The sequence below is a fragment of the Bradyrhizobium sp. STM 3843 genome (assembly GCF_000239815.1).
Classification (GTDB): Bacteria; Pseudomonadota; Alphaproteobacteria; order Rhizobiales; family Xanthobacteraceae; genus Bradyrhizobium.
In genome coordinates this window covers 43,710-60,342 of record NZ_CAFK01000263.1, presented here as the reverse complement: position 1 = coordinate 60,342, position 16,633 = coordinate 43,710, and the positions used below count along the sequence as shown (strand labels likewise).

The following is a 16,633-nucleotide window of genomic DNA, read 5'->3' as shown; positions in this document are numbered from 1 at the left end:
ATTAGTCGGGATATGGTTGGGATAGGACGCGGTGCCCATCGCACCCTTGGTGCCCTGCCCGGTGTAGCTGCCGTTGTGGCAGCTGTCGCAGCGGCTCGCACTCACCGCCGCGTGGTTCATCGTGTAGACGTCGAATGCCGCCGCCGTGTTGCTATGGCAGTTCGAGCATTGGAGTCCCGTTACCGGAACGTGCGGCGGTGTGGTCATGCCCTGCGCGGTCTTGCCGTTGTGGCAGGTCGCGCAATTGGTGTCGGTCGCGGCATGCTTGAAGCCGCCACCACCCCAGCTCTTGAACCCACCGGACGCTGCGGTGGCATGGCAGATGATGCAGTCCTGGCCGTTGGTGGCGACGTGGTTCGGGTACGATTTGGTGCCGAGCGCGCCGGTGTTGCCCTGCCCGGTGTAGCTGCCATTGTGGCAGCTGTCGCAACGGCTCGCGCTCACGGTCGCATGGCTCATCATGTAGACGTCAAACGCCGCGGCGGTGTTGTTATGGCAGTTCGAGCACTGGACGCCCGTCACCGGGATGTGCGGCGGGACCGTCATGCCGAGCGCAGTCTGCCCGTTGTGGCACGATGCGCAGTTACTGTCGGTCGTCCTGTGCTGGAATGCGGCGCCGGCAAAGCTGGCCGTACGCGTATGACAGGATTCGCAGGGAAGCGCCGTCGGCACATGTCCGCTCGGCTTGCCGCGGGCAACCGTACCGTTGTGGCAGTTGGCGCAACCGACGACGATGCCGGTGTGATCCATCTTCATCGCTACGCGGAAGCTGGCCGTCGTCCTGTGGCAGGCGTCGCAAGGCGCAGTGGTCGTAATGTGACTCGTTGGTTTGCCAAGAGCCATCAGACCGTTGTGGCAGGCGGCGCACGGCGCCTTCGCCTGCGTGTGATCGATCGTTCGTATATCCTTCCAGGTCGACGTCTGGTGGCAGCTTTCGCAGCGCGCGGTGGTCTTGGGATGATTGACCGACATGCCGGCTGTCTGGGCGCCATTGTGACAACTCGCGCACTGCGTCTGCGTGCCTTTGAAGCGGCCTCCGATATGGCACGACGAGCACTCGACCGTGCGATGGCTGCCCGTCAGCGGAAACCCAGTCGAGAAATGGTCAAACGATCCCTGCCCGATAGCCGGGTCGAGCGCGGCGAACGCAAATAGGATCGCAGCGACCGCCCACCATAGCGCGGTGCACGATTGACGCGCGAACAGCCTAACAACGCGGTAGCAGCACTCCACCCCACTCTCCAACTTCCCAACCCCGTATTCGGAGCTGCGCGGCGCCGTCTTCTGGCCGTCAGGCAAAGCGGATCCGTCAGGCAAACCGCCCGGCGGTCGCCCCTTGGAAATCCTTCAAAGCTTTTGCGCATGTCCGATTCGGCGAGATGGCTCAGATCCCCATCCGCCCGCCTTTCAGATACCTACGCACTCCTTCTTTCTTCGCTGCAACTCACGCGACCCCAAGCGCGGTCACCAGCGTCAGCAATCGACGCGGTGCAAACACACCGAACCACTGCTGGAGAAAGAGGCTCCAAGCTGGCCCAAAACTTGACCAAGCTGAATTCAAGCTGAACAGTTACGCGAACTTCCGCACGCTGCACGCCAGACACTTGCTCGCGCATGAATTGGCGTTCGGAACGAGGAGGACTATGCGGATCAAAGCCGCGGGGGAGCGTGCCGCTGCGCGCACGCCTTCATGATCGCCTTACCGACGAGCCTGCAATCCGGAGCGGCGCTCACGCCCGGATCAGTTCCTGATCTGAACATTGCGCCATCCGGTCGCGACATGACAGCGCTCGCAGCTCTGTCCGAAGGTGCCGTTATGCACGTCCGAGCCGCGATGACAGCTGTAGCAGTCCATCGGCAGCTTCAGGTCCGGCGGGGATTTAGCCCTGTGGCAGGATGCACAAGTGATCTTCTGATGCTGACCAATCAGCGGGAAGCGAGTCTGCTGCGCATGATCGAACCGCCACAAGGACCAGCCGTTCGGATTGTGACAACTCGCACACCGCGTTCCGAGCCGCCCCTGGTGGTAATCCTTGTGACAGCTCTCGCAAGCCGTCGGCGTGTTCCTGTAAGTTGGCGAGCGGTGACACTCCTCGCAGGGGACCGGTTTGTGAAGGCCGATCAAGGGAAAGCGGGTGAGCTCGTGATCGAAGGCGAGGTTCTTCCGCCATCCGGTATCATTGTGGCACTTCTCACAGCGTTCCCCGAGCTTCCCCTGGTGCGGGTCCTGCTTGCGATGGCATGACACGCAGGAGGTGGCGAGCTTATCACGGTAGAGATCACCCGTATGGCAGCTCTCGCACTTCACCTTTGCATGTGCATTGCGCAGCGGGAACCTGGTCTTGTCGTGATTGAAGTGCGTGGTTTTCCACTTGTCCTGGTCGTGACAGGTTTCGCATTTCTCGCCAAAGCGACCGGCATGAACATCCTGCAGCCGATGACAGGAGGCGCAAGACGTCGGCAAATCCTTGTACTGCTGACCCGAATGGCAGGTCGCACACGCAACCGACTTGTGGGCGCCGACAAGCGGAAACCGTGTCTTTGCGTGGTCGAACGTCTTGGTGTCTCGCCACTTCGTTACGACATGGCAGTTCTCGCAGCGCTCGCCGAGGCGCCGATGATGAGGGTCCATCGCCTTGTGACACTCAAAGCAGGTCGATGGTGTGTCGCGAAACTTGACCTTCGCGATATGACACCCGGCGCACGACACGTTCCTGTGCGCATCGACCAGCCGGTAGTCGGTAAAATCGTGGTTGAAGGTCTCCTTATCGAGCTGAACGATGTCGGTCTCGCGTCCCTTGTGATCGGTGTGACACTGTCTGCAGTCCTGGCTCAGCGCACCCTGCTCGCGCCCATGCAGCCGCACGTGCTCCCTGCGATCGGCCGCGATATCCTTGTGGCAATCCAGGCAGAGACCGGTCTGCGCCTTGCGCGTGAACGCTTCGTGACACTTGCCGCACTCGGTCTCGTACTTGGCATGCTTGCCGACCAGCGGCCCCGGCATGACCAACTTCTCGAGGACGGTCTGAGCACGGGCCCCCACGGCCGCCAACGCGATTGCGACGACCGCAAGTGCTGCAAGGCGCCATCTCATCACGATACTCCGTCAATAATGATGGACCGCCCACACATGCACGATGCCGGCAAGCAACATCAGAAAAAACAAAGGCAGATGGAAGATGTGCCAGAGCGAGAACAGCCGTTCGAAGAACGTCAGCTCCGCGGCTTTGCGCACGGCGGCAGCATACCGTCGCACCACGTTTTCGATCCGCTTCTGGCGTCTCCGTCGCTCGGACCATGACCAGCGCGCCCTTCTTGCTTCGGCACGAATGAGCCGCCGTGCTTCCGTCACCACGTCGCGCCGAAATCGCCTGGTACGCGCAGCGATGATCGCACCAGCCCGGAGACTACCCAGCGCCGTTCGTGGCATCTTGTTCTCAAGGCCTTTGCTGAACGCGCTCAGCTGTTGAGAGACAAAGGCGGCGGCCTGCAACTCTTGGCCCAGATCCACTTTCATTGCCTCGGCCTCCGCCAACAGCTCCTTCACATGAGCCTTCCTGCCGTGAAGACCCAGATGGATCTTGCCGTAGATGTATCTGCCGATGACGCCGCTGATCGCGACGATCAGCATCGCAAAAAAGGCAACGTTACTGTTGAGCGCCCCGAGCCTGAAATTTGCGTGGAACAAGATGAGCACAGGCCCGAGGATACCGAGCAGCATATGGCTGCGGAACCAGAACGGGACGGATCCGATCACGCGCATCGACTTGAACCGCTTGCGCAGCGAGTAGACCAGCAGAGATAGCATGGCGAGGCCGCCGTATATGCCCAGCCAATACCCTGTGCCGGAGTCGGGCGTCAGATATTCCTCATCCCGCTGCAGCCATCCGACGCTCACCGCGCAGAAAACAAGCACGGTGAGCAAGATCGGAAGCATTCGTCCAAGCAGATTTCCGCCCGCGCGTGCCGCCATCGTCGTGCTCGTCATGCGTCGGCCTTTGACGGATCAGATCCACAACTAAGAACATGCGGCAAATCGTCGCCAGTCATCAGACAGGCCAAAAGACCGACGAGTTCGATTGACGTTAGATTTATGACATCTCTATTAGTCGACGCCGCTGTCATTTACCTGAGCCTTATTTCCGCCGATCGCTACTGATTAACGATCACGCGCCTGACCATTCGCGCACGTGTAGTGATCAATCTGGACTTTCTGTGTCGGGAGCTGTTGAGAAGGATTTGCATCTAGTGCCTGCACGAGGGAAGACCTTCGGCTTCAGTGCAATGCACTCGCTTCCGCTGCTCCTGCTACTCCAGAGATCTGCTGACTCGCGATGGTCCGCAGAAGAAGCAATGAGAGAGAGGGCATGGCGCTGGATTTACTCGTCGTCTACGCCGCTCCAATGATCGGCGTCTGGGCCGCTTACGTTGCAGCGCGCAAACACCGCGAATTCAAGAGCGTGGCGAAGCTCTCAGCGGCCAAGGAAGCTGGGCTCCTCGAGCCGGCATCGCTTCACCCCATCATCGATCCGGCATTATGCATCGGCTGTGGCTCGTGCGTCAGAGCCTGTCCGGAAGGACATATCATCGGCCTGATCGGCGGCAAGGCCTCGCTCGTAGAGCCTTCGCATTGCATCGGACACGGTGCCTGCAAGGCGGTATGCCCGGTGAACGCAATTACTCTCGTCTTTGGTACAGAGACGCGTGGCATCGATATTCCCAATGTCGATGAGCAGTTTCAGACCAACGTGCCCGGTATCTTCATCGCCGGAGAGCTGGGCGGGATGGGACTGGTCCGCAATGCCATTGAGCAAGGGCGGCAAGCGATCGACTCAGTTCGCAAGATGAAGACTCCAGGCAGATCCGACATGCTCGATGTGGTAATCGTTGGGTGCGGTCCAGCCGGACTATCAGCAAGTCTCGCGGCAATGCACCACAAGCTCCGTTTCGTCACGCTGGAGCAGGACTCGCTCGGAGGCACGGTCGCTCATTTTCCCCGCGGTAAGCTCGTGATGACTGCCCCCTTCACTTTGCCGCTTGCTGGCAAGTTCAACTTTCGCGAGCTGAGCAAGGAGCAACTGATCGGCTTCTTCATGAAGATTGTGAACAAGACCAAGCTCAAGGTGAATATCGGCGAGCGGGTCGATGCCGTCATCCAGCTCAACAATGGTTTTGAGGTGAGGACCGACCGCAACAGCTATAAGACGCGCGCGATTCTCTTGGCCATCGGTCGGCGTGGAACGCCCCGCAAGCTGGACGTCCCGGGCGAAGAGCAGACCAAAGTCGTCTACCGCCTGATCGATCCGGAACAATATCGCGGGCAGCACGTGCTGGTCGTCGGTGGCGGCGACGCGGCGCTCGAGGCGGCCTGCGCGGTGGCCGATGAACCCGGCACGACCGTGACCTTGTCGCATCGCAGCGAGTCGTTCAATCGCGCCAAGCCGAAGAACCGCGAACGGGTCGACGCCGCAGAACGATCCGGACGGCTCAGGGTCATGCTGAGCTCATCGGTCCGGCGGGTCGGCGAGAACGACGTCGAGATCAACGCCAAAGGCGAGCTGACCACAATCCCCAACAACGCGGTCATTGTCTGTGTCGGCGGCATCCTGCCGACCGCCTTCCTCAAGAGCATGGGAATCGAAGTCGAGACCAAATATGGCACAGCCTAGGCCCGCTCATGTCGCGATCATCCTGATGTATCTGTTGGGCTGCGGAGTTGGCCCGGCATTCGCACAAGGTGGCAATCCATTCGAACAGCGCGACCGCGTGGCCGCTACAACGGACGCGTTGTCTGCTGCGAGCCGGGCTGCCGAGACGGCAATCCGGATGAACCGTCCCGCCGAAGCGCTGAAGCTGCTCGAGCAGGCCGCTTTGGGCGGGGATCGCGATGCGCAATATCGTCTTGCGTCACTCTATCGCGCCGGGCTCGGGACCAGACCTGATGACGGCTTGGCGTTCAAATGGATGAAGCTGAGCGCTGAGAAGGGACACATCAAGGCCCAATACAATCTGGCAGCGATGTATCTCGCCGCACGAGGTACATCGACCGACGTCGAGAGGGCCCGCGAGTGGCTGCGCAAATCGGCGGCGGCCGGCTACGAACCTGCCGAGCGGCTCCTGGCCGAGATTGCAAGCCGCAGCCCCGCAGCAGTTCAGAAGCGGCCCGATGCGACCGATCGCGCGATCGAGCGCATGGCAGCGAATCCGAAACTCAGCGCTCAAGCTGCATCCAGAAATGGCCAGCCCGATATTATCGATGCGGCCCTGCGCGGCCAGATCGCGCCGATGCGTCAACTGATCGCGGCGAAGGCCGACGTCAATGCGACCAACGAAGATGGCGACACACCGTTGGCGATTGCTGCAGCCGCCGGCCAAGTCAACCTCGCCGAGCTCTTGCTCTCGTCTGGCGCCAACCCCAACGTCCGTAACCGGCGCGGCGACACGCCCCTGATGCTGGCGGCGGACAAGGGCCGTGCTGAAATGGTCAAACTCCTATTGGCCAAGTCCGCCGACGCATCCGCGATCAGGGCGGACGGCTCTACTGCGCTCGCCATCGCCGTCAGTCGCTGCAAGTCCGACACGATCGCTCCGCTCCTTGCAGCCAATTCGGGCGGCCTTCCTGTCCTCGACGATGGCCGGACACTGCTGATGGTTGCCGTCGCATCGTGTACCAAGGACGCGATCGCGCCGCTGCTCATCCAGAGGTCCGCGATCGATGCGAGCGACAAGCAGGGCCGGACGGCGCTCTGGTACGCATCGGATCGTGGAAACGCGGGAGGATTGGATCAACTGATCCGTGCGGGGGCCGACGTCGGCCATGCTGACAGCGAAGGAATGACGCCGCTCCTGAGAGCTTTGGAAAACGGCGGAGCTTCGGCCGCGCTGACTCTCCTTAAGAGCGGTGCCGATCCGAAAGCGCCAACCAAGAGCGGTAACACGCCCCTGATCTTGGCCGCGCGTGGTGGACTGACCGACGTCGTCCACGTGCTTCTGCAGCGCAAGGTAGACCTCAACGTTCGCAACGCACAAGGGATGACCGCGCTGATGATGGCCGCCCATGAAGGCAATGTCGAGATCGCGCAGAACCTTCTCGCCGCCGGCGCCGACAAGTACTTAAAAAACAAGCGGCGCGAACGAGCAAGCGACATCGCCACGATCGAAGGTCACAGCGAGATTGCCAAGCTGCTGGAATAGCGGCCGCATTCCCTTCCATCTGCGGACACAACAAGCTCGCACGCTTTAGCTGCGGCGCAAAGACGCAGCCACTCTCCAACTACCATTCTTGCAAATGCTAGCGAGCATGCATCGCAGCGAAAACCTTGGGTGCCTCGCGCCGACGTGCGCTTACTAACAATGAGTTGCAAGTGCAACCAACCGCAATCTGATGAACTTCACTATTTTGTACGATTGATGCCCCATTTGCCGCCTTGAGTGCGCGCGCATCACGGACACTTGATAGTCTGTTGCAGGAATAGGCGCGTCCAACGGGGGACAAGATGACAGCAGAAGCCGGATCGTTTGCTCTCATTCTGGCGCTCTTCACCTCGCTCGTGCAGTCGATCGTGCCTTTCGTCGCACTGAGGCGACAAGAACCCGTGATTGTTGTCTTCGTTCGACAGGCTGCTCTCGGCCAATTTCTGTTCATCGCGATCGCCTTTGCGTGCCTCACCTCGCTCTTTGTGCATTCGGACTTCTCAGTCCAGGTCGTCGCTGCCAACTCGCACACGCTGAAGCCGCTTCTCTATAAAATCTCGGGAGTCTGGGGAAATCACGAAGGCTCCATGCTGTTGTGGGTTCTCATCCTGTGTTTGTTCGGGGCTGCGGTCGCACTGTTCGGAACGAATCTGCCGGATCGACTGCTAAGCAATGTCCTGGCCGTGCACGGGATGATCGGTCTTGGCTTTCTGACCTTCGTCGTCACGACTTCGAACCCGTTCACCCGGCTTCTCGATCCTCCGATCGAAGGCAATGGACTGAATCCAATTCTTCAAGATCCAGGCCTGGCGATCCACCCGCCGTTTCTTTATCTCGGCTATGTCGGCTTCTCGATGGCGTTCTCATTCTCAGTTGCGGCGCTGATCGAGGGCAAGGTGGATGCGAGTTGGGCGCGCTGGGTTCGTCCCTGGGTGCTCGCCGCCTGGTGCTTTCTGACGATCGGGATCACGCTTGGCAGCGCATGGGCCTACTACACGCTCGGCTGGGGCGGCTGGTGGTTCTGGGATCCCGTGGAAAACGCCTCCTTCATGCCGTGGCTCGCCGGCACTGCTCTGCTCCATTCCGCCCTGGTCGTCGAGCGCCGGAACACGCTCCTGAGCTGGACGATCCTGCTCGGGATACTGACCTTTTCGCTAAGCCTGATCGGCACATTCCTGGTGCGATCCGGTGTGCTCACCAGCGTCCATGCCTTCGCACAGGACCCGACCCGCGGCGCATTCATCCTCGCCATGATCGTGGTCGCGACCGGCGGGGCATTGACTCTGTTTGCGATCCGAGCACCCACCCTGAAGCAGGGTGCGCTCTTTGGCTCCGTCAGCCGCGAGAGCGGGCTTGTGCTCAACAATGTGGTGCTGACGACCGCCGCAGCGACGGTCTTTCTCGGCACCTTCTATCCGCTGCTGGTCGACATGATCGGGAACGATAAGATTTCCGTCGGACCGCCCTATTACAATATGACGTTCGTTCCCATCATTGTGCCGCTTCTGCTGGCCATGACGGTCGGCCCTGTCCTGAGGTGGAAGCGTGACGCCCTCGTTGGAGCGCTCCAGCGGCTGAAAACCGCCGCCGGCGCCGCTGCGCTCGTCTTCATCGGGATACTCGTCGCGACGTTCGGGCGCCACGTCATGGTTGCGTTCTTCTTGGGTATTGCCGCCTGGTTGGTCGTCGGCTCATTGATGGTGCTGGCTCACCGTACGCGCCTCGGCATGTCGACGCCGCTGGTGACGACCCTGAGCCTCGCACGCACGACGCCGCTTGCGGTGTATGGTCTGGTGCTTGCCCACGCCGGCATGGGTGTCACGGTCGCAGGCATCACCGGAATGACGGCCTGGGCCAACGAGAAGATCGAGATGCTGCGGCCCGGCCAAAGCCTGCAGCTCGCGGGCTACGATGTCCGGCTACGTTCGGTCGGAAAGGTGCCGGGGCCCAACTACGAGGCCGAACGCGGCGTCTTCGATATCACGCGAAACGGCAAGCCGTTCACGCAGCTCTATAGCGAGCGCCGTTTCTATCCGGTCCGCCAGCAGCTCACCACGGCCGCCGGCATTCGCACCAACCTATTGTGGAACGTCTATGTGACGCTCGGCGACCCCGACGACAAAGGGGCCTGGGCGGTCCGCTTCTACTATCACCCCATGATGCCACTGGTCTGGATCGGCGCGTTGATGATGGCGTGTGGCGGCTTTGTTTCGCTCGCCGACCGCCGGTTTCGCGTCGGCGCACCACGGCGTGCCACACAGGCCATAGCTGCTGCCCTCCCTGCCGAGTAGGACCACCGATGCTGCGCCTTTCCTATCTCGCCCCCCTCCTCGCCTTTATGGGACTGACCGCCGGGCTTGCATTCAGCCTGTCCAATGACCCGCGCAGGATGCCTTCGACACTGATCGACAAGCCGACGCCCTCCTTCAACATGGCCTCGCTCGACGGCAAGGACGCAGGGTTTTCCAACACGGATCTGAAGGGCGGTGTCATCTTGCTCAACGTATTCGCGTCCTGGTGTCCGGGCTGCCGCGTCGAGCACCCCATGCTGCTCAAGCTGGCGGAGACCTCAGGAATCCCGATCTATGGCTTGAACTGGAAAGATACACGCAGCGACGGTTCGCGTTGGCTCGCCCGGCACGGAAGCCCCTATATCCGCGTCGGCTCCGACGAGCCAGGCCGGGTCGGCATCGATTTCGGCGTCACCGGCGTTCCCGAAACTTTCGTGATCGACCGCACCGGGCGCATCCGCTTCCGCTATCCGGGTCCTCTCACTGAGGAGGTCTGGCGTGACGAATTCGAGCCGCTGCTCAAGGCACTACGGAGCGAGTCATGACCCAGCCACAGCTGACACGATTGGCATTGTGCGCCGCGCTACTCGTGTCGACGGTCCTGGTGTCGCCATCCAGGGCGGTGCTTCCGGAGGAGATGCTGAAGGACGAAAGGCTCGAAGGACGCGCACGCGTCCTGAGCCAGGAGCTGCGTTGCGTCGTGTGCCAGAACCAAAGCATCGACGATTCGAACGCGCCCTTGGCGCACGACCTTCGCGTACTTCTTCGAGAACGACTGCTGGCCGGGGACAGCGATCGGCAGGCGGTGGATTTCATCGTCGCCCGCTACGGCAACTTTGTCCTATTGAAGCCTCCTCTGCAGTGGAACACGGTCTTGCTTTGGCTCGGACCGTTATTGGCGCTGCTCGTGGCAATCATCGGCTTCGGCCGCTACGTCCGTGGTGCGGCAGCCAATGCGAGCGCTGCAGCGCGGACTCCTGCGCTCAATGCAGACGAACTCAAAGCAATCGAGGCGATTCTCGACAGACGGAGCTCCGTATGATGCTGTGGCTGGTGTTGACGGCGATGATTTCTGCCGCTGCCGTCCTGATATCGACCCCCTTCATCCGCCGATTCGAGCGGGCGCAGTTGGCGTCCGCTCAGGGCGTCGCCGTGTACCGAGACCAGCTCAGGGAGATCGAGGCGGAAGCGGAACGCGGTCTGATCGACGAGACCGAGGCTGAGGGTGCCACGATCGAGATCAAGCGACGTATTCTCGCGGCCAACCGCGCTGACGAGGCGACGGCATCTCCGCTCACTTCTTCCGAACGCAAATTTGCGCTCACCGTCGTCACTGGCATCGTGGTCTTCGGCTCCGTCGTTCTCTATGCGATGATCGGAAGTCCGGACGTCCCTTCCGCGTCCCCGGGGCAAGCGGGCAACGAACCGGCTGCAAGATCTGTGGCCGACGTCCGATCCGTCGCGACCACCCAAGGCGCTGCGTCGTCGCAGCCTGCGGCCGCCCAGGACTCGCAAGGCCGCACGCCACAGAAAAGCGGATTGCCTCCGGTCGAGGAGATGATCCAGCGTGTGCAGACCCGTCTGGAGCGCAATCCGAAGGATGTCGATGGCTGGCGGCTGCTCGGCTGGTCTCTCTTCAACATCGAGCGTTTTGCCGATGCGGCTCAAGCCTACGCCCGCGCGATCGAGCTGCGCTCCGACTCGGCCGAGTACCGGAGTGCGCGTGGCGAAGCGCTGGTGCGAGCCGCCGACGGCACCGTGACCGCCGCGGCCAAGAAAGAGTTGGATGAAGCGCTCAGGCTCGATCCCAAAGACGCACGCGCGCGTTTCTTCGTTGGTCTCGCCAAAGAACAGGACGGCAACAAGGAAGGCGCAATCGCCGATTGGAAGGCGATCATATCGGACGCTGATCCGAACGAGCCATGGCTGCCCGACCTGAAGCGGCGACTGGCCGAACTCGGAGAGGATCAGGCTCCAGCATCAAGCAGCCCCGATCTCTCGGCCGAACGCATGCAGGAGCTGCTCCGTTCCGACCAGGCAAAGTCGTCGACGGAGACTGCTGCTCCACGAGGTCCGAGTCAGGAAGACGTCCGCGCCGCGCAAGGCATGTCGCCACAGGACCGCGGCGCGATGATCCGGGGCATGGTCGACAATCTTGCAAGCCGGCTCGAACAATCACCGCGCGATGCAGAAGGCTGGATCAAACTGATCCGCTCGCGGGTCGTGTTGGGCGAGGCCGAGCTGGCGCGACAGTCGCTGCAGCGGGCGCTATCCGTTTTTTCCGACGATAGCGAGGAACGAACTCGGATCGCGGAGACTGCGAAGCAGCTCGGCGTCGACCCGTAATACGCAGCGCGACGAAGGCAGATCCATAGTGGGCGACCGGGGTGGCTACCATTCGCATCTTGCTGATAGAGGACGAGGCTGTTTACGCCGACCGGATCAGGGAAAGCCTGACTGAAGCCGGATTCGAAGCAGACCTTGCGACGGACGGGAACGAGGGGTGGATGCTGGGCAACACTCAGACCTATGATGCTGCCGTTCTGGACCTCGGCCTGCCCCGCGTATCCGGCCTCGACGTGCTGCAACGCTGGCGGCACGCAGGGCGCACGCTGCCTGTCCTGATCCTCTCCGCCCGCAGCGGCTGGGTGGAACGCGTCAATGGACTCAACGCCGGCGCGGATGACTACCTGGAAAAACCGTTCAAAGCGCAGGAGCTCGTCGCCCGCATCAACTCGCTGCTCCGTCGCGCCTCCAGCAAGCCGGATGCGGTGCTGCGCCAGCGTCAGATCGAGGTGAATGCGGCCGCCGGCCTCGTCAGCAAGGGCGGCCAGACAGTCAGCGTGAGTCCGCTCGAATTGCGCATTCTCGAGTTCCTGATGCGCCACCCCGATCGGATCGTTTCCCAGCCCGAGCTGTTGGAGCACATCTATTCGGGCAGCGCTTCTCGCGATTCAAATACACTGGAAGTCTACATCGCCCGGCTCAGGAAGAAGCTCGGACGGGATTGCATTCGCACGATTAGAGGCATGGGATATCGCATCGGATAGACCAATGTTCGGCCGCAACTTCCGTGCTCGCATGATCGCTGGCGCAGCGATCTGGATCTCGCTTGTCTTGCTCGTGAGCGGGATCGGGCTTTCGGCCGTGTTCCGCCGAGTCGTCGCGGCGCAGTTCGATCATGACCTTCAGGATCACGCCCGTGAGCTTATCGGCCTCGTTGGAATCGACGCCGAGGTGAGGCCTTTCATCGCGCGAGACCTGAGTGACCCCCGATTTTCTCCCCCGCGGTCGGGTCTTTATTGGCAAGTCCTGCTGCCGAATGGCGCCACCATCCGTTCATCCTCATTGCAGGACACGCTGTCGCTTCCGTCCGGTCCTGAACAGGAACGTGCTCAGTTGAACACCGTCCCGATCAATGTTGAGGGCCCTACCGGACCAATGCGTCTGATCCGAAACATCAGCCGGCCGCCGCATTTGCAGGAAGCCGTCGAAATCCGTGTTGGTGCCGATGAGCGGCTGATCAGCGATGAGATGAAGCAGTTGAACTTGACGCTCGCGACCGCGCTGGGCCTGATGGCGTTCGCGATGGTGGGCACCGCTTACGCCCAGGTTGCCTATGGCCTGCGGCCTCTTGCGCGCATACGCACTGCGGTCGCGGCGGTCCGCACCGGCAAGACCAGCCGCCTGCCCGAAGATCTGCCCGACGAGATCATGCCTCTGGTCACCGAGTTGAACGGAATGATCAGTGCCAATCTCAGCATAGTCGAGCGCGCCCGCGTCCTGGCGGGGAACTTCGCTCATGCGCTGAAGACGCCACTCGCCATTCTCAACGAGGAAGCGAAGGAGCTGAGGGCATCCGGCAACGAGCAGAAGGCAAAGATTCTGTTGGAGCAGTGCTCGCGGATGAACCTGTTGATCGACTACCAGACGGCGCGCGCCCGCGCGTCGGCTTCGACCAATGCCGGATCCTGTGCGGTGCTGGCCGATATCTTGCAAACGCTGATCAGCACCTATTCGCGATTTGGTGCAGGACGCGACAAGCGATTTCAGGTCGAAGGACACGCCGACATCGTGGTGAGCTGCGATCCCAACGACCTCATCGAGCTGATCGGGAATCTGCTCGACAATGCCGCCAAATGGGCACGCCAACGCGTCGTTGTCGCAGTTGCCGACCTCGGGAGCACCGTTCTGATCTCGGTGGAGGACGATGGCCCCGGCATCCCCAGGGAGCATCGAGTGCGCATCTTCGACATCGGCGTGAGGCTCGACGAACAAAAACCCGGCACCGGGCTCGGGCTTGCAATCGCCCGGGATCTGGCCGTTCTCTACGACGGCCAATTGTGGATCGATGACTCGCGCGATGGCGGTGTTGCCATGAAGCTGGTGCTCAAGAAGAAGAGCGCTGTGACCTAGTTCGCCGGTCCCGCTGCGGGACCACAAGTGCGCGGCTCTTCGATCAGCTCAATGAGACCGGCGCGCGTTACAGTCCACCGGAAGGTGGCATCGAAACGTCGTTGCGCACTCGCAAAAATTTTGTTGCACCGCGTTTTTCCGCCGGCCAGCCGCAGCGCCTGAAAGTCGCAGCGCCTAAACCTGTGCGATGGCGAGCAACGCAGCCGCACAGGTATCCTGTTAACGCAGAATTTGAACTATCGATCTGGGCGAGATCGGAGCCGCTCGCCTTCCGACAGCATGGACATTGGGCATGTTGAATCTCAACTCCTTCACGCCCAAATCCTTTACGGACTTCCAAAAGAGGAGAATTCGGCACAAGCTAACAGGGAGAACATACCATGGCGCGCATAAGTCGGCGTGAGCTTTTCAAGCTGTCCGGTGGCGGTGCACTCGCGGCAAGGGCGGGAGGAATAGCGTCAATCCTTGCCCTGAAGCAGGCGCCAGCCTACGCCCAGGCGACCACGCTTCACTGGTTGCGGTGGAACGATTTCGTCCCGACCTCCGACGCCCTGCTCCTGAAGGAGATAGTCCCGGAGTGCGAGAAGGCGCTCGGCATCAAGCTCACGATCGAAATGATCAACGGCAACGACATCCAGGCCCGCACCACCTCTGCGATCCAATCCGGCTCCGGTCCGGACATCATATGTGCTCTCAACAACTGGCCGCAGCTTTACCCCGAGAGCGTCGTCGACGTCAGCGACGTCGCCGAGGAGATCGGCAAGGCCCAGGGGGGTTACTACGATGAATCGAAGGTCGTCGCCAATGACGGCAAGAAATGGCTCGCCGCTCCCTGGTGCATTGTCGGGGCGCTATTGGCCTACCGCAAGTCCTGGTTCGAGGAGGTCGGCTATCCCACAGGCCAATTCCCGCAGAACTGGGAGCAGTATCGTGCCGCAGGCAAGCTGCTCAAAGCCAACGGACATCCGATGGGACAAACACTCGGCCACACCTTCGGCGACGCGCCAACGTACGCTTATCCCTACATGTGGTCGTTCGGCGGCAAGGAAGTGCAGGCCGATGGCAAGACCGTTGTGCTGAACTCCAAGGAGACGACCGAGTCGGTCAAGTTCATGACTGGCTTCTGGAAGGACGCCTATGATGAAGGCGGGCTTGCCTGGGACGATTCCAGCAACAATCGCGCGTTCCTTTCGGGCACCTGCAGTTGCACGCTGAACGGAGCCTCGATCTACCTTGAGGCCAAGCGCAAGCCCGAGACCTATGTGACCGAGAAGGGCACGCCACTCTGGCAGGACATCCTGCACGCGCCTCTCCCCAAGGGCGCGGCCGGTCAGTTTGGCTATCACCTGCCGATGTCCAATATGCTGCTCGCTTATTCCAGCAATCAGAAGGCGGCCAAGGAGTTCTTGCGCTGGATCACCTCGAAGGAAGTCTACCAGAAATGGTTCGACACCCAGCAGGGCTATACGGTTGGTGCGACGACGATCTGGGAGAAGGACAAGCTGTGGGAGAAGGATCCGGTCATGCTGCCCTTCCGAACGGCCGCGCGCGCGGGCCGCTTCCCGGGCTATGAGGGGCCAGCCGACCGGCATGCGGCCGAGGTGTTGAGCAAGTACATCATCATCGATATGTATGCGAAGGCGGTGCAAGGAATGGCGGCCGAGGACGCAGTGAACTGGGCGCATGGGGAAGTTGCGAGCGTCCACGCCTAGAACCTGATCCGGCCCTGAAGCGCCGGGCGGTAAATGAATTTAGGGGCGAGCGGGCCGTGGTCGAGAGGACCTGAGATGGCCGTCAGCGACGTCACAACGACATCGGACACCTACACGGGCTCCGTGCGCCGGTGGCCGGTCACGCGCCTTCTCGAGGACGAGCGCTGGCTCGCGCTCGTCCTGCTGGTGCCGACCATGGTGCTGCTCGGCCTCTTCATTGCCTACCCGTTCGTCAAGGGCGTGGAGTTATCGGTGACTGATGCCAAGGTCGGCGTACCCGGCAATTTTGTCGGGATGCAGAACTTCGTTGGGCTGTTGAATGACAGCATCTTCCGTGTCGCGGTGTGGAACACGATTGTCTACACGGCGGTGACGACCGTCTTCAAGCTCGCTCTCGGCCTGTGGCTTGCGCTTCTCCTCAATCGCAACTTTAAGGGAAAGGCCCTTACACGCGCCTTCATCCTTTTACCGTTCATCATCCCCACGGTGCTCTCGACCTTCGCATGGAAGTGGATGTTCGACCCCACTTTCAGCGTGATCAACTGGACGCTGTTCAGGCTCGGCATCATTAGCAGCCGCATCAATTGGCTGGGTGATCCGAGCCTGGCGCTGATCTCCGTGATCATCGTCAATGTCTGGCGCGGCGTCCCATTTTACGCGATCAGCCTCCTGGCCGGCCTGCAGACGATCAATCCGGAATTGCAGGATGCTGCGGCGATCGACGGCGCAAGGCCCTGGCAACGATTCTGGTACGTGACCTGGCCGCTGCTCCTGCCGGTCACGATGGTGGTGGTTCTGTTCTCGGTCATCCAGACGTTTGCCGACTTTCAACTCGTCTATGTGCTGACCGGGGGTGGGCCTGCCAACGCCACCCAACTGTTCGCGACCTATGCCTACCAGATCGGAGTCGGCACCGGGCTGTTGAGCCAGGGCGCGGCGATCTCGCTCGCCATGTTTCCGGTCCTGCTCGTCGTGGTGATCGTGCAACTCCTTTACATCCGCCGGGTGGAGACCCTTTGA

Annotated in this window: 13 protein-coding genes; 10 read left to right on the top strand and 3 right to left on the bottom strand. The window is 61.3% G+C overall.

Annotation, left to right across the window (positions count from 1 at the left end):
• From BRAS3843_RS27280 to BRAS3843_RS27270, 3 genes are all read right to left on the bottom strand, one after another.
• A partial coding sequence (locus BRAS3843_RS27280) for a hypothetical protein (RefSeq protein ID WP_201768869.1) occupies positions 1–1,233 on the bottom strand: 1,233 nt, incomplete at its 3' end.
• Positions 1,234–1,741: 508 nt separating this feature from the next.
• Positions 1,742–3,094, bottom strand: coding sequence for a cytochrome c3 family protein (locus BRAS3843_RS27275; protein WP_008972355.1), 1,353 nt, complete (start codon positions 3,092–3,094; stop codon positions 1,742–1,744).
• 12 nt (positions 3,095–3,106) lie between these two features.
• On the bottom strand, positions 3,107–3,973 hold the full coding sequence (locus BRAS3843_RS27270) for a hypothetical protein (RefSeq protein ID WP_008972354.1): 867 nt from the start codon (positions 3,971–3,973) through the stop codon (positions 3,107–3,109).
• A 394-nt stretch (positions 3,974–4,367) separates the two neighbouring features.
• Here BRAS3843_RS27270 and BRAS3843_RS27265 point away from each other — a divergent pair, with 394 nt between their 5' ends.
• From BRAS3843_RS27265 to BRAS3843_RS27220, 10 genes are all read left to right on the top strand, one after another.
• Entirely contained in the window at positions 4,368–5,669 is a 1,302-nt protein-coding gene (locus tag BRAS3843_RS27265; RefSeq protein ID WP_008972352.1) for an NAD(P)-binding domain-containing protein, read from the top strand.
• Positions 5,656–7,194 carry an ankyrin repeat domain-containing protein gene (locus BRAS3843_RS27260; protein ID WP_008972351.1) on the top strand — a complete coding sequence of 513 codons (1,539 nt, stop codon included), beginning with the start codon at positions 5,656–5,658 and terminating at the stop codon, positions 7,192–7,194. The genes BRAS3843_RS27265 and BRAS3843_RS27260 overlap by 14 nt, the downstream gene beginning before the upstream one ends.
• Before the next feature lie 302 nt (positions 7,195–7,496).
• Positions 7,497–9,485, top strand: coding sequence for a heme lyase CcmF/NrfE family subunit (locus tag BRAS3843_RS27255; RefSeq protein ID WP_008972350.1), 1,989 nt, complete (start codon positions 7,497–7,499; stop codon positions 9,483–9,485).
• A gap of 8 nt (positions 9,486–9,493) precedes the next feature.
• Positions 9,494–10,030: a DsbE family thiol:disulfide interchange protein gene (locus BRAS3843_RS27250; protein WP_008972349.1), complete on the top strand. Its 537-nt coding sequence runs from the start codon at positions 9,494–9,496 to the stop codon at positions 10,028–10,030.
• Positions 10,027–10,527 carry a cytochrome c-type biogenesis protein gene (locus tag BRAS3843_RS27245; RefSeq protein ID WP_008972348.1) on the top strand — a complete coding sequence of 167 codons (501 nt, stop codon included), beginning with the start codon at positions 10,027–10,029 and terminating at the stop codon, positions 10,525–10,527. The genes BRAS3843_RS27250 and BRAS3843_RS27245 overlap by 4 nt, the downstream gene beginning before the upstream one ends.
• Positions 10,524–11,831 carry a c-type cytochrome biogenesis protein CcmI gene (gene ccmI, locus BRAS3843_RS27240; protein ID WP_008972347.1) on the top strand — a complete coding sequence of 436 codons (1,308 nt, stop codon included), beginning with the start codon at positions 10,524–10,526 and terminating at the stop codon, positions 11,829–11,831. Before BRAS3843_RS27245 ends, ccmI begins: the two co-directional genes overlap by 4 nt.
• A gap of 41 nt (positions 11,832–11,872) precedes the next feature.
• A complete protein-coding gene (locus tag BRAS3843_RS27235) occupies positions 11,873–12,535 on the top strand; it encodes a response regulator transcription factor (RefSeq protein WP_008972346.1) in 663 nt (220 codons plus the stop codon).
• Positions 12,536–12,926: 391 nt separating this feature from the next.
• The gene (locus BRAS3843_RS27230) at positions 12,927–13,901 is read left to right on the top strand and encodes a HAMP domain-containing sensor histidine kinase (protein ID WP_244425485.1); all 975 of its coding nucleotides are present in this window, start codon (positions 12,927–12,929) and stop codon (positions 13,899–13,901) included.
• Positions 13,902–14,281: 380 nt separating this feature from the next.
• Entirely contained in the window at positions 14,282–15,613 is a 1,332-nt protein-coding gene (locus BRAS3843_RS27225; protein WP_008972343.1) for an extracellular solute-binding protein, read from the top strand.
• A gap of 75 nt (positions 15,614–15,688) precedes the next feature.
• The gene (locus tag BRAS3843_RS27220; RefSeq protein WP_008972342.1) at positions 15,689–16,633 is read left to right on the top strand and encodes a sugar ABC transporter permease; all 945 of its coding nucleotides are present in this window, start codon (positions 15,689–15,691) and stop codon (positions 16,631–16,633) included.